The sequence below is a fragment of the Synechococcus sp. TAK9802 genome (assembly GCF_014279535.1).
In the GTDB taxonomy this organism is placed as follows: Bacteria; Cyanobacteriota; Cyanobacteriia; order PCC-6307; family Cyanobiaceae; genus Parasynechococcus.
In genome coordinates this window covers 990,913-1,003,012 of record NZ_CP047937.1, presented here as the reverse complement: position 1 = coordinate 1,003,012, position 12,100 = coordinate 990,913, and the positions used below count along the sequence as shown (strand labels likewise).

13 protein-coding genes and 1 tRNA gene are annotated in these 12,100 nt (G+C 61.1%); 10 read left to right on the top strand and 4 right to left on the bottom strand.

Translation table 11 applies throughout. From position 1 onward, the window contains the following. Position 1 precedes the first annotated feature (1 nt). From SynTAK9802_RS05885 to dnaK, 3 genes are read right to left on the bottom strand one after another with little or no spacing between them, the layout of a single operon-like run. The gene (locus tag SynTAK9802_RS05885; protein ID WP_186497780.1) at positions 2-475 is read right to left on the bottom strand and encodes a DUF3110 domain-containing protein; all 474 of its coding nucleotides are present in this window, start codon (positions 473-475) and stop codon (positions 2-4) included. A gap of 43 nt (positions 476-518) precedes the next feature. Then, the gene (locus tag SynTAK9802_RS05880; protein WP_186497778.1) at positions 519-1,415 is read right to left on the bottom strand and encodes a DnaJ domain-containing protein; all 897 of its coding nucleotides are present in this window, start codon (positions 1,413-1,415) and stop codon (positions 519-521) included. Then, the gene (gene dnaK, locus SynTAK9802_RS05875; protein WP_186497776.1) at positions 1,399-3,390 is read right to left on the bottom strand and encodes a molecular chaperone DnaK; all 1,992 of its coding nucleotides are present in this window, start codon (positions 3,388-3,390) and stop codon (positions 1,399-1,401) included. The genes SynTAK9802_RS05880 and dnaK overlap by 17 nt, the downstream gene beginning before the upstream one ends. Positions 3,391-3,514: 124 nt before the next feature. Between dnaK and pstC the strand changes: the two genes are divergently transcribed. The 3 genes from pstC to pstB are packed head-to-tail and all read left to right on the top strand — an operon-like array spanning position 3,515 to position 6,223. Further along, positions 3,515-4,462 carry a phosphate ABC transporter permease subunit PstC gene (pstC, locus tag SynTAK9802_RS05870; RefSeq protein ID WP_186497774.1) on the top strand — a complete coding sequence of 316 codons (948 nt, stop codon included), beginning with the start codon at positions 3,515-3,517 and terminating at the stop codon, positions 4,460-4,462. Between the two features lies 1 nt (position 4,463). Continuing rightward, on the top strand, positions 4,464-5,381 hold the full coding sequence (gene pstA, locus SynTAK9802_RS05865; RefSeq protein WP_186497772.1) for a phosphate ABC transporter permease PstA: 918 nt from the start codon (positions 4,464-4,466) through the stop codon (positions 5,379-5,381). 20 nt (positions 5,382-5,401) lie between these two features. Beyond that, complete coding sequence (gene pstB, locus SynTAK9802_RS05860) at positions 5,402-6,223, top strand: phosphate ABC transporter ATP-binding protein PstB (protein ID WP_186497770.1); 822 nt, start codon at positions 5,402-5,404, stop codon at positions 6,221-6,223. An 88-nt stretch (positions 6,224-6,311) separates the two neighbouring features. Here the strand turns inward: pstB and SynTAK9802_RS05855 are convergent. Further along, a tRNA-Ser gene (locus SynTAK9802_RS05855) sits at positions 6,312-6,398 on the bottom strand. 53 nt (positions 6,399-6,451) lie between these two features. Here SynTAK9802_RS05855 and SynTAK9802_RS05850 point away from each other — a divergent pair. The 7 genes from SynTAK9802_RS05850 (at position 6,452) to SynTAK9802_RS05820 (ending at position 12,059) form a co-directional block, all read left to right on the top strand. Next, positions 6,452-6,820: a 2Fe-2S iron-sulfur cluster-binding protein gene (locus tag SynTAK9802_RS05850; protein WP_114989241.1), complete on the top strand. Its 369-nt coding sequence runs from the start codon at positions 6,452-6,454 to the stop codon at positions 6,818-6,820. Between the two features lie 2 nt (positions 6,821-6,822). Continuing rightward, positions 6,823-7,710 carry an inositol monophosphatase family protein gene (locus SynTAK9802_RS05845; RefSeq protein ID WP_186497768.1) on the top strand — a complete coding sequence of 296 codons (888 nt, stop codon included), beginning with the start codon at positions 6,823-6,825 and terminating at the stop codon, positions 7,708-7,710. Between the two features lie 22 nt (positions 7,711-7,732). Beyond that, positions 7,733-8,911: an ATP phosphoribosyltransferase regulatory subunit gene (locus tag SynTAK9802_RS05840; RefSeq protein ID WP_186497766.1), complete on the top strand. Its 1,179-nt coding sequence runs from the start codon at positions 7,733-7,735 to the stop codon at positions 8,909-8,911. Positions 8,912-8,936: 25 nt separating this feature from the next. Further along, positions 8,937-9,161, top strand: a complete 225-nt coding sequence (locus SynTAK9802_RS05835; RefSeq protein ID WP_186497764.1) for a ferredoxin family protein — start codon at positions 8,937-8,939, stop codon at positions 9,159-9,161. Positions 9,162-9,265: 104 nt separating this feature from the next. Further along, positions 9,266-11,170 (top strand): molecular chaperone HtpG, encoded by a 1,905-nt coding sequence (gene htpG / locus SynTAK9802_RS05830; RefSeq protein ID WP_186497762.1) that lies wholly within the window; start codon positions 9,266-9,268, stop codon positions 11,168-11,170. Positions 11,171-11,249: 79 nt separating this feature from the next. Continuing rightward, positions 11,250-11,486, top strand: coding sequence for a 50S ribosomal protein L28 (gene rpmB / locus SynTAK9802_RS05825; protein WP_186497760.1), 237 nt, complete (start codon positions 11,250-11,252; stop codon positions 11,484-11,486). A gap of 12 nt (positions 11,487-11,498) precedes the next feature. Continuing rightward, positions 11,499-12,059, top strand: a complete 561-nt coding sequence (locus tag SynTAK9802_RS05820; RefSeq protein ID WP_186497758.1) for a peroxiredoxin — start codon at positions 11,499-11,501, stop codon at positions 12,057-12,059. Positions 12,060-12,100: the final 41 nt, after the last annotated feature.

Genomic DNA, 12,100 nt, shown 5'->3' with positions numbered 1-12,100 from the left:
CTCAGAGCAGACCCTCCAGGCGCCGACGCAGCTCATCCAGTTCAGGATTCGATTCCGGTTCGGTCTCCAGTCCCTGGCGCACGGGCTCAACGCCCTGCTGCTCTGCCACCCCGCCGTCAGAAACAGCCTCGTCAGAAACCCCGATGTTCTCAACCGCGTCGTCCTTCCAGTTGCTCACATCGCGGTTGCTCTGGGGCGGCGCCATGAACAGACGCTCCTCGTCATTGCTGGGCACAAAGCCCGACTCGATCAGCCTTGCCTCGTAGCCGGCCTCACGGCAGAACAGATCCACATCTTCCCGATCGAGGGCCTCCACCGTCGGAACCGGAAAGTCCTGGGCCTCCAGAAGACCGGCATAACGCTCGGCATCGTCGGGGTTCTCAAACAGCAGAACCACGGTTCGTCCGGCGATTTCAAGCGAGTGGATGCCTTCGCTATCCGTACCGGCATCAAAGAGCAGGACGTGGACGCGCATCGGAAAAACCGTCAGATCAACCGGACCGGAGTCTCACCCATCGTCAACCACCCTGCTCGGATTCGCTCGCCAGTTCCTGAAGACGTCGGTAAAGGGCCCGTTCCGCATCACCCAGATCGGACGGAATCACCACAACGATCTCCACCAACTGGTCACCCCGCTCGTCATCCAGGTGCAGCCCGCGCCCCCGCAGCCGCAGCAAACGTCCACTGGATGAACCTGGAGGAACCTGCAGCGTCACAGGGCCATCCAGGGTCGGCACATCCACGGCGCAACCGAGGGCTGCATCCGGTGGGAACAGCATCAGCTTGTAGAGCACCCGCAAACCGTCGATCCGCAGGCCGTCGTCGGTCACGACCCGGAGCTGCAGGAAATGATCACGGCCGCCGGGGGCAACGCCTTCAAGCCGCAGACGCCAGCCATCCCCAGCAAAGGGGGGCGTGTTCAGCTCGATCACGGTGCCGTCATCGAGCGTCAGTTCCACCACGGTTCCCTGAAGAGCCTGATCCGGGGTGAGATGAACCACCGACTCGAGATCTTCCACGGCACGAACCGGCGGCGGCGGCGGCGGTGCAGACACCGGACTTCGGAAGGGGGGATCGGGCTCGTCCTCAACCTCAACGGAGGAACGTCCTGTTCCAGCGACGAAGATCACATCGAGGTAATCCTCAAAATCAGGGAAGCCCTGGGCAAAGGGATCGACAACATCCGCACGGGAACCACCCCCTCCCTGCCAGGCCTCACGGCGACGGGGATCGCTGAGCACCGCATAGGCCTCATTGACCAGCTTGAAGCGCTCCTCAGCAACGGGATCGTTGCTGTTGAGATCAGGGTGCCAGCGGCGCGCCTCCCGGCGAAAGGCCCGTTTCAGTTGCTGATCCGTGCAGTCGGAATCAACCCCCAGCAGAGACCAGTAATCAGGCTCAGCGGTAGATGTCATCGTCCCAAGGTGCAGGTTCACGCCGGCTTAAACCACGGCCACGGTCACCCGGACGGCTGGGGGGACCCCAGGGGTCGTCGTCCCAGTCATCGGCAAACAGCTCATCCTTGAGGGAGCCCAGGGTGTTGCGGATTCCCTGAAGCGGGCTGCCATCGGCCTGACGTTCCGCCGACAGCCGGCGGTTCAGCCCGAACAACGCCTCCTCGAGACCACTCACGCAGAGATCAAGCTCCTGGAGGTCGTCATTGGCGAGGCAGTCCTGCACGTCACGCATGGCCATTTCAACGGCCCGTTGCTGCCGTTCAGCGCCATAGGGACCCAGCTCGAGGGAGGCATCCCGCAGCCGCCGTTCCGCCTGGGCAAGCAAGGTCTGAGCCCGGTTGCGGCGCTCGATCTGATTGCGTTTGCGCCTGTCCTCGTCAGCCCTCGCCTCCGCTTCCGCCAGCAGAGCGGTCACATCCTCCTCATTGAGGTTCGAGCCGCCCTGAATCGACACTGACTGCTTGCGGCCGGTGGTGCGGTCGGTGGCACTGACCTGCAGCAGGCCATTGGCATCGATGTCGAAGGCCACCTGCACCTGGGGCACCCCCCGCGGAGCCGGTGGGATCCCGGAGAGCCGGAAACGTCCGAGGGATTTGTTATCCGTCGCCATCTGGCGCTCGCCTTGCCAAACGTGGATTTCCACGGACGACTGATTGGCTTCCGAGGTGCTGAACACATCGGACTGACGCACGGGGATCGGTGTGTTGCGGGGAATCAGCACCTTCATCAATCCGCCGATGGTCTCCAGTCCCAACGACAGGGGGGTGACGTCGTTGAGCAGCAGATCCCTGAGTTCACCGGTGAGGATTCCGGCCTGTACAGCAGCACCGATGGCCACCACCTCATCGGGATTCACCGATTGGCAGGGATCGATCGGCACGAGGGTGCGCACCAATTGCTGAACCATCGGCATCCGCGTGGCACCACCCACCAGCACAACGTCATCGATGTCGTCAGCCGACCAGCCTGAGTCGCGCAGCGCTGCCTGGACAGGACTCAGCAGACGATCCAGCAGATCGGGGCAGAGCCCTTCGAAGGTGGCGCGGTCCAGGCGGGTTTCGATGTGCAGCGGACCATCGCTGCCGGTGGCAATGAAGGGAAGCGAAATCGGGGTGCTCAGCACGCCGGAAAGTTCCTGCTTCGCCTTCTCAGCCGCTTCCGTCAACCGCTGCAGGGCCTGGCGATCGCGGCGCAGATCAACCTTGTGCTCCTCTTCAAAGGCATCGGCAAGCCAGTTGACGATGCGTTGATCGAAATCATTGCCGCCGAGTTGCGTGTCGCCGTTCGTCGCCTTGACGTCAAAAACGCCGTTAGCGATGCGCAGCAGCGACACGTCAAAGGTGCCTCCACCAAGGTCGAAGACCAGAACCCGTTTGACGGCGCTGCGGTCAAAGCCATAGGCCAGAGCAGCTGCGGTGGGCTCATTGAGGATGCGCTCCACCGAGATGCCCGCCAGCCGTCCGGCGTCACGGGTGGCCTGGCGCTGTGCGTCGTTGAAGTAAGCGGGCACGGTCACCACCGCCGCTTCCACCGGTTCACCCAAATAAGTGGACGCGTCATCGACAAGCTTGCGAATGATGCTGGCCACCAGTTCTTCGGGCGCGTATTCCCGCTCGGTCACCGGACACGGCACCCGGACCTGCCCCTGGTCGTTGGCACGCACCGTGTAGGGAACCGAGAGGCTGCTGTCCTCCAGTTCGTCCCAGTCCCGGCCGACGAACCGCTTCAGGTTCGAGAAGGTGTTGCGGGGGCTGAGTACCAGCTGGCGCCGGGCCAGCTGACCCACCAACAGTTCCTGATCCTTGGTGTATCCGACAACGGATGGGGTAGTTCGGCCGCCCTCGGCATTGGCGATCACGTGGGGACGACCTGCCTCCAGCACAGCGACAACCGAATTGGTGGTCCCCAGATCGATTCCGACGATCCGCCCCATATCCCTGAAAACTTGATCCCTACGCTAACGGCAGGTTCAAACCGGCTCCAGTCCCTCCCTTAAGCGGTTGTTAATGCCCCCAGACGGTTCGGGTCATACGTTGTAAGGGCGCGCCATTGGATGCATGTCCGACCCGGACAGTCGTTACTTGCTCCGAAGCCGTCCACCAGCGGAAAAGCTGGTGGACATCAGTTTCAGAAATCTCGCCATCGCCATGGCCTCCGTTGTGGCGATCGTTCTGTTCTCAATCCTCGTGGTGGTTTTCCAGGGGAGCCTGGATTCCATTGCCCGCTACGGATGGCAATTTCTGGTCACCTCAGACTGGAATCCCGTGGACGATCAGTACGGGGCCGGAGCCGCGATCTACGGCACCTTGATCACGTCACTACTCGCGTTGATGATCGCGGTGCCCCTCGGTGTTGGCACAGCCATTTTCATCACCGAAAACATCATTCCCAAGCGGATCAGGGACGTGATCGGCCTGATGGTGGAACTGCTCGCGGCGATTCCATCGGTGGTGCTTGGCCTCTGGGCCATTTTTGTGATGGAACCGTTCATCAGGCCTGGGCTGGAACTTCTTTATCAGCTGTTCAATTGGTTTCCTCTGTTCAGCACCCCACCGATGGGTCCTGGCACCATTCCCGCAGTGTTGATCCTGGTGGTGATGATCCTGCCGATCATCACGGCGATCTCCCGTGATTGCCTGAATCAGGTTCCGCCGCAACTGCGCCAGGCGGCCTATGGGGTGGGCACAACCCGCTGGGGAGCCATCATCAATGTGATTCTCCCGGCAGCGATTTCCGGAATCATTGGTGGTGTGATGTTGGCCTTGGGCCGGGCCATGGGCGAAACCATGGCCGTGACCATGATCATCGGAAATTCCAACAACTTCAGCGTTTCGCTGCTGGCCCCTGGCAACACCATCGCAGCGATGCTGGCCAATCAATTTGGTGAGGCGGATGGCTCCCAGGTGTCATCACTGATGTACGCAGCGTTCGTGCTGATTGTTCTCACCCTGTGCGTGAATATTTTTGCCCAGTGGATCGTGAAGCGTCTGAGCCTGAAGTACTGACATGACACAGACGCTCACCCACAACAAAGCCGAGTCAGCTTCTGACCTCAGCTACAAACCCTTTCAACGCAGAAACATCAGCAGCAGGGCGCTCTCGTTTCTGGCAGCCCTGTTTGCCGCGATTGCTGTTCTGCCCCTGATCCTTGTGCTGGGGTACGTGCTCGTGCAGGGGGGCAGCAAGATCAGCCTGGCCCTGCTGACGCAACTTCCACCACCGCCAGGCCTCGAAGACGGCGGCATCGCCAATGCAATCGTTGGAACGCTGGTGGTGACGGCCATCGCTGCACTGATCGCCGTTCCAGTGGGCGTCGGCGGCGGCATTTTTCTGGCTGAATACTCCCGTTCGGGATGGTTCGCCCAGTTCATCCGCTTCGGCACCAATGTGCTGGCCGGGGTGCCATCGATCATTGCCGGCGTTTTCATCTACGGCACGATCGTTACTAGTCGAATTTTGTTCGGAAACGCCTACAGCGCAGTGGCCGGCGGCATGGCACTGGCGGTGCTGATGCTTCCCACAGTGATCAAAACCACCGATGAAGGTCTGAAGCTGGTGCCCGACGATCTCCGGCGTGGCGCCCTCGGCGTGGGGGCATCCCGGTTCGTCACCGTTGTTCGCATCACCCTGCCGGCCGCATTAACCCCGATAGCCACAGGGGTTGTGCTGGGCATCGCCCGAGCAGCAGGGGAAACAGCTCCCTTGATCTTCACCGCTCTGTTCTCACCGTTCTGGTCGGATCTGCTTACGCCCGAAGGGATCTTCGCCCCTATCGCGACCCTCTCGGTGATGATCTACAACTTCGCGATCATGCCCTACGAATTTCACAACGAGCTGGCGTGGGCCGCATCGTTTGTGCTCGTGGTGATGATCCTGGCCCTGAACCTGTTCTCTCGCTGGCTGGCGCGATTTGCTGCCAAATAAACCTTCTTCTACATAAAACAATGACGACTCTTCAACAGCCCCAAGCCACTGAGTCCCACAACGCAGACGTCGCCCTTTCCCTGCAGAACGTCACAATCAGCTACGGCAATTTCGAAGCCGTCAAAAACGTCTACTGCGAGATTCCCCGCGGCAAGGTGACAGCCTTCATTGGCCCATCCGGATGTGGAAAGTCCACGGTGCTTCGTTCATTGAATCGGATGAACGATCTGATCGAAAGCTGCTCACTGAAGGGAAGCATCTTGTTTGGAGGTGTAGACCTCTACGGGCCCAGGATTGATCCCGTGGAGGTGCGTCGCCGAATCGGAATGGTGTTCCAACAACCCAACCCATTCCCGAAAAGCATCTACGAAAACATCGCCTTCGGCGCTCGCATCAATGGCTACACCGGAGACATGGATGAGCTTGTTGAGCGTTCCCTCCGCCAGGCGGCGGTTTGGGATGAGTGCAAAGACAAGCTGAATGAAAGCGGGTATTCGCTCTCCGGCGGACAGCAACAGCGCCTCTGCATCGCGCGCACGATCGCGATTCAGCCAGAGGTCATCCTCATGGATGAGCCCTGCTCAGCCCTTGATCCCATCTCAACGTTGAAGATCGAGGAGACGATGCATGAGCTCAAGAAGAGCTTCACCATCGTGATCGTCACCCACAACATGCAGCAGGCCGTTCGCGTCAGCGACATGACCGCCTTCTACAACGCAGAGGCCGTTGAAGGCGGAACCGGAAAGGTGGGTTACCTCGTGGAATTCAACGAGACTGACAAGATCTTCAACGCCCCCCAACAGCAGGCCACCCAGGACTACGTCTCCGGTCGTTTCGGCTGATCGCCGAGCCGGCCCCAGGCAAGGCCGTGATTGGGCCTTAAGCCCCGAGATGGGCGAAAAAAAATCCGGTCCTGACGGACCGGAGAAGCGGAGAGCGAGGGATTCGAACCCTCGATAGAGTTGCCCCTATACAGCATTTCCAGTGCTGCGCCTTCGACCACTCGGCCAGCTCTCCACCGGCTAAATGGGGCAGATGAGAATGTAGCAGGGCACTGCCAGCAGACCTTCATGCGTCCCAGCCACAGGATCACGATTCACTGGCGCCAAGAGGGTCGCACCATCACCCATGACGTGCCTGAGGGGGACTACATCCTTCACAGCTTCGAAGAGCAGGGTGACCCACTTCCTTTCTCCTGCAGAAACGGATGCTGCACGGAGTGCGCCGTTCGCGTGCAGAGCGGCAACCTCGACCAGCGCGAAGCCATGGGTCTGTCGCGGGAGCTGAGGGACAAGGGCTACGGATTGCTCTGCGTGGCCCGCGCCATCGGGCCCCTGGAGGCTGAAACCCAGGATGAGGATGAGGTGTACGAGCTCCAGTTCGGTCGCCACTTCGGCAAAGGGCGCGTCACTGCTCGTATTCCCCTCGAGGAGGAGTGAACATGCCGAAATCGATCTGCACCCGTGCCGCCCACGAAGCCGGTCTCACCCCAAGCGATCTGGAGCGTCTTGTCGGCGTGGCCCGCTCAGCGGCCGATGCCGGTGGCCAGGAACTGATGCGCCACTACGGGCGCCTGTCGTCCATCGAAAGCAAAGGCCGCATCGGCGACCTGGTCACCAATGCCGACCTTGCTGCCGAACGCATCGTCTTGGAGCTGCTGGCGGAGCAAACCCCTGAGATTGCTGTGCTGGCGGAGGAAAGCGGGGCAGCCGGTCAGCAGGACGGCCTGAGGTGGTGTGTTGACCCCCTCGATGGGACCACAAACTTCGCCCACGGCTACCCCTTTTTTGCCACCTCGATCGGCCTCACCCTGGGCCAGCAGCCCATCCTCGGGGCCATCGCTGTGCCCTTTCTCAAGGAGATGTACTGGGGGGCACCGGGGGTCGGAGCGTTCTGCAACGACAGACCACTGCAGGTGAGCAGTTGTGATCGGCTCGAAGACTCCCTGTTGGTCACCGGGTTTGCCTACGACCGGCACACCCGACTCGACAACAACTACGCCGAGTTCTGCTGGTTCACCCATCGCACCCACGGCGTGCGCCGGGGCGGTGCTGCAGCGGTGGACCTGGCTTTCGTGGCCGCTGGCCGCCAGGACGGCTATTGGGAACGGGGCCTGTCTCCCTGGGATCTGGCCGCTGGCGTGGCGTTGGTGGATCTGGCCGGTGGAACCGTCACCGGCTATGGCAATCGACCCTTCGACCTCTCCAGTGGCCGGGTCGTTGCCGCTGGCGCCAGCCTGCATGCGGCGATCACCGAGGGGCTGTCTCAGGTGCAACCACTGCCTGGAGCCGCCTTCGGAGCGCCCGAGGTCACGGCCATGGGATCCTGAGGCGTGGCCGAGAGGACGTGAGATGGCGCTGCAACCTGCAGCTGGCGCAAAGGATCTGAATCCACGTCAGGTGGAGACCAACCGACAGCTGACGGAACGTCTGGCGTCGGTTTACCGCCTCTGGGGCTACGACGAGGTCTCGCCACCCAGGGTGGAACGCCTGGCCACCCTGATGGCCGGCGGTGCCATCGACAGCTCAGACATTGTTCGTCTAGTGGCTGATGACCCCCTCGGGCTGCGCCCGGAGATGACGGCATCCATCGCCAGAGCCGCCTGCACCCGATTTGCAGATCGCCAGAGACCGCTGCGGCTCTGGGCCTCTGGCACGGTGTTCCGCACCCGTTCCGCCGATGAGGGTGGTCAGTGCATTGAGGAAAACCTTCAGAGCGGCGTTGAACTGTTCGGCGTCAGTGGCAGCGAGGCGGAGATGGAGCTGCTCAGCCTGCTGATGGCCTCCGTTCAGACCCTGGGGCTGCAGGCCAGCCAAAAACCAAGGCTTTTGCTGGGGCACACCGCTCTGATGGATCTGGTGCTCCGTCCGTTCAGCGGTGCGTTGCGTGATCAGATCCGCACGGCATTGATCGATTTCGACCGGTTGGCCATCGAGGGCTTCGATCTGGCCGACGCTGAGAAGACCAGGCTGCTCTCCCTGCTGGACTGCCGTGGCACCCCCGACCAGGTGCTGACGCAGCTCGGCAGTCTCTGCGGGGAACAGCCGGTCTTCGATGAGCTGCGGCGCCTCTGTGCCCATCTCGCCTCGGCAGCTCAGGCTCAGGCGGTGACGATCCAGCTGGATCCAACCTTTCAACCCCATTTCGAGCTCTACACCGGCCTGGTGTTCCAGCTGGTCTGTGATGGCCGCAGTTCACCGGTGGTGATTGCCCGCGGCGGCCGCTACGACGATCTGGTTCGCCGTTGCGGCGCAACAGATGACCGGGCTTTTGGCGCTGGGTTCAGCCTCGCGATCGATCCGATCCGCGAACTGATTTCAGACCTGGATGCTGCCGAACAGGAGCAGTCCGATGTTCTCGTTGCTTTTTCGACGGCTTCGAATCTGGAATCCGCGATGGAGCGTCAGCGCGGCTGGCACGAGCAGGGACGCACCGCCGTGATGGCCCTGGAACCCCTGGCGTCCAAGCAGGAGGCTGAGCAGCAGGCGAAGGCCCAGGGTGGTCTGCAGCTGGATTGGGTCGATCCTTAGGATCCCGCTGTGCAGCAGGACCTCCATGGCTCATTCCATCGTCACTGACGTTTGCGAAGGAATCGCTGATTGCGTTGATGCCTGCCCTGTGACCTGTATCGACCAAGGCAAAGGAAAGAACAAGAAGGGCACTGACTTCTACTGGATCAATTTCGACACCTGCATCGATTGCGGTATATGCCTGCAGGTGTGTCCCGTTGAGGGGGCCATCGTTGCTGAAGAGCGCCCCGACCTACAGAAGACGCCCTGATCTGGGCCAAGGGACGTAGGCACGAAGGTACGGGGAACCCCCTGAAACAGCCGTTGAGCCCGGGTAAAACCTGTCTCTAATGTCTGGTTTTTCGCAGCAAAGGAATGGCGGTGCTGGAGGAACAGGGTCAGATTCAGATCCACACCGAAAACATTTTCCCGATCATCAAGAAGGCCGTTTATTCCGGCCATGAGGTGTTTCTGCGGGAGCTGGTGAGCAATGGCGTCGACGCCATCAGCAAGCGCCGCATGGCGGCGATGGCCGGCGATTGCAGTGAAGGGGATGACGGGGCGATTCGGATCAGTGTGGATCGCGAAGCCAAAACGCTCACCATCAGCGACAACGGCATCGGCATGACCGCCGATGAGGTGAAGCGCTACATCAACCAGGTGGCCTTCTCCAGCGCCGAGGATTTCCTGGAGAAGTACAAGCAGGAAAACGACGCCATCATTGGCCACTTTGGCCTGGGCTTCTATTCCAGCTTCATGGTGGCCGAGCGGGTTGAGCTGCTGACCCGTTCAGCCCGGCCCGAGGCTGATGCCGTGCGCTGGAGCTGTGATGGTTCTCCGAACTTCAGCCTCACTGCCGCCGAGAAAGACCAGCCCGGCACGGACGTGATCCTTCATCTGATGGAGGACGAGCTCGAATATCTCGAACCGGCTCGGATCCGCACCCTGATCAACACCTACTGCGACTTCATGGCAGTGCCGGTGCAGCTGGAAGGGGAAACCATCAACAAGATGGATGCCCCCTGGCGCAAAAGCGCCAGAGATCTGAGTGATCAGGACTACATCGACCTGTACCACTACCTCTATCCCTTCCAGGGCGATCCCCTGCTCTGGGTTCACCTCAACACCGACTATCCCTACAACCTCCAGGGCATTCTTTTCTTCCCCAAGCAGACCGGACGTGCCGACTGGGAGAAGGGGGAAATCAAGCTGTACTGCAACCAGGTGTTCGTCAGCGATTCGATCAAGGAGGTCGTTCCGCGCTACCTGTTGCCCCTGCGGGGGGTGATCGATTCCCCCGATATCCCCCTGAACGTGAGCCGCAGTGCTCTGCAAACCGACCGACGCGTTCGCTCCATCGGCAACTTCGTCGCCAAGAAAGTGTCCGACCGGCTGCGGAACCTGAAAAAGGAGGATCCCAAGGGTTACGCCGAAGCCTGGGATGCCCTGGCACCCTTCGTGAAGATCGGCGCCATGGAGGACGAGAAGTTCGCCGAACAGGTGTCTGAACTGATCCTGTTCGCCACCACTGCTGCAGCAGGGGAAGGGGACGACGCTGACCCGATCGCCTGCGATGGCCGTGCCTTCACCACCCTGGAGGGGTACCGCAGCCGATTGGCCGCGGATCAGAACAAGCGTGTGCTCTACAGCACCGATGACGTTGCCCAGGCCGGTGCGCTCAACCTCTGGACCTCCCAGGACGCGGAAGTGCTGAAGCTGGAGACGGTGATCGACACCCAGTTCATCCCCTGGCTGGAACATCGCCATGGGGAACTCACCTTCCAGCGCGTCGACTCGGAACTGGACGAAAGCCTGAAGGACAACGATGCCGAACTCACCGATCAGGACGGCACCACGGAGTCAGACCGACTGCGTGATCTGATCAAAGCGGCCCTGGCCAACGACAAGGTGACCGTTCAGGTGCAGGCCCTGAAAGCCGAGGGGGCACCGCCGGCCATGATTCTTCTGCCGGAACAGATGCGCCGGCTGAACGACATGGGCGCCTTGATGGAACAACGCCTGCCGGGCCTTCCCGAGCATCACGTTCTGCTGGTGAACCGGCGCCACCCCCTTGTGGAGGGGATGCTGAAGTTGCGTGCCGGTGGCGTGCTGGTGGGAGCGGCGGAAACATCGCCGACCGCAAGCCTGGCCGAGGATGTGGCCCGCCATCTGTATGACATGGCGCGCCTGGGCGTCGGGGGTCTGGAGCCCAATGAGCTGGCCGGTTTCCAGACCCGCAGCGCTGAATTGATGGGTGCCTTGATGCAGAGAGGACTTTGACCTGAAGACCTTTTGCTAAATTGGTTGTTTGGAACTGGCTTTTCAGCTCCAAACAACCTCTCAGTAGAAGGACATCGTCATGTCACGGGTGTGTCAGCTCACCGGTACTCGCGCCAACAACGGCATGGCCGTGAGCCATTCCCACATCCGCACCAAGAAGCTGCAGCAGGCCAACCTGCAGCAGCGTCGCCTCTGGTGGGCGGAAGGCAACCGCTGGGTGAAGCTGCGTGTCACCACCCGCGCCCTCAAAACCATCCAGAAAAAAGGCCTGGGCGCCTACGCCAAGTCTCTGGGCATTAACCTGGCCAAGTTCTAAGATCTTGAACGGGTGAATCGGCGGGAATTACTAGTCAAGTCCGGCCTTTTCTTCGCAGCTTTGATGCTCACACCCTCGCGGGCCTCGGCCCTCGGGGGTGTTGTTCTGGAAACGGGTACAACCGTGCCCGATTTCGATCTGCCCGGATCCAGCCAGTCCGAACCCGATCGGAAGCAATGGAGCAGCCGTGATCTGAGCGGCCGCTGGCTCGCGGTTTACTTCTATCCAAGAGATTTCACCGGCGGATGCACGATCGAAGCCCGGGGCTTCGAAAGCCTTCACAACGACTTCCTTCAGGCCGGTGCGGAAGTGATCGGCATCAGCGCCGACAGCGTTGACGACCATGAATCCTTCTGTGAGAGCGAAGGATTGAGCTTCCCCCTGCTGTCCGATCCCGACGGGACCGTGAGCAAGGCCTACGGGTCGTGGATGGCGCCGTACTCGCTGCGCCACACCTTTCTGATCGATCCGGACGGGGTCTTGCGTGAACGCTGGGTGGCGGTTCGACCCAACGGTCACGCCCGCGAGGTGCTGGATTCGTTGGTGTCTTTTCAGACCAAAGCCGCCGTTTGACAAAAAAGGGCTTTTGCTGAATGGTGGACCGAACGAAGCGT

Coding starts and splice junctions, on each gene's coding strand:
- SynTAK9802_RS05885 (WP_186497780.1), bottom strand. CDS start 475: ATGCGCGTCCACGTCCTGCTCTTTGATGCCGGTACGGATAGCGAAGGC.
- SynTAK9802_RS05880 (WP_186497778.1), bottom strand. CDS start 1,415: ATGACATCTACCGCTGAGCCTGATTACTGGTCTCTGCTGGGGGTTGAT.
- dnaK (WP_186497776.1), bottom strand. CDS start 3,390: ATGGGGCGGATCGTCGGAATCGATCTGGGGACCACCAATTCGGTTGTC.
- pstC (WP_186497774.1), top strand. CDS start 3,515: ATGTCCGACCCGGACAGTCGTTACTTGCTCCGAAGCCGTCCACCAGCG.
- pstA (WP_186497772.1), top strand. CDS start 4,464: ATGACACAGACGCTCACCCACAACAAAGCCGAGTCAGCTTCTGACCTC.
- pstB (WP_186497770.1), top strand. CDS start 5,402: ATGACGACTCTTCAACAGCCCCAAGCCACTGAGTCCCACAACGCAGAC.
- SynTAK9802_RS05850 (WP_114989241.1), top strand. CDS start 6,452: ATGCGTCCCAGCCACAGGATCACGATTCACTGGCGCCAAGAGGGTCGC.
- SynTAK9802_RS05845 (WP_186497768.1), top strand. CDS start 6,823: ATGCCGAAATCGATCTGCACCCGTGCCGCCCACGAAGCCGGTCTCACC.
- SynTAK9802_RS05840 (WP_186497766.1), top strand. CDS start 7,733: ATGGCGCTGCAACCTGCAGCTGGCGCAAAGGATCTGAATCCACGTCAG.
- SynTAK9802_RS05835 (WP_186497764.1), top strand. CDS start 8,937: ATGGCTCATTCCATCGTCACTGACGTTTGCGAAGGAATCGCTGATTGC.
- htpG (WP_186497762.1), top strand. CDS start 9,266: ATGGCGGTGCTGGAGGAACAGGGTCAGATTCAGATCCACACCGAAAAC.
- rpmB (WP_186497760.1), top strand. CDS start 11,250: ATGTCACGGGTGTGTCAGCTCACCGGTACTCGCGCCAACAACGGCATG.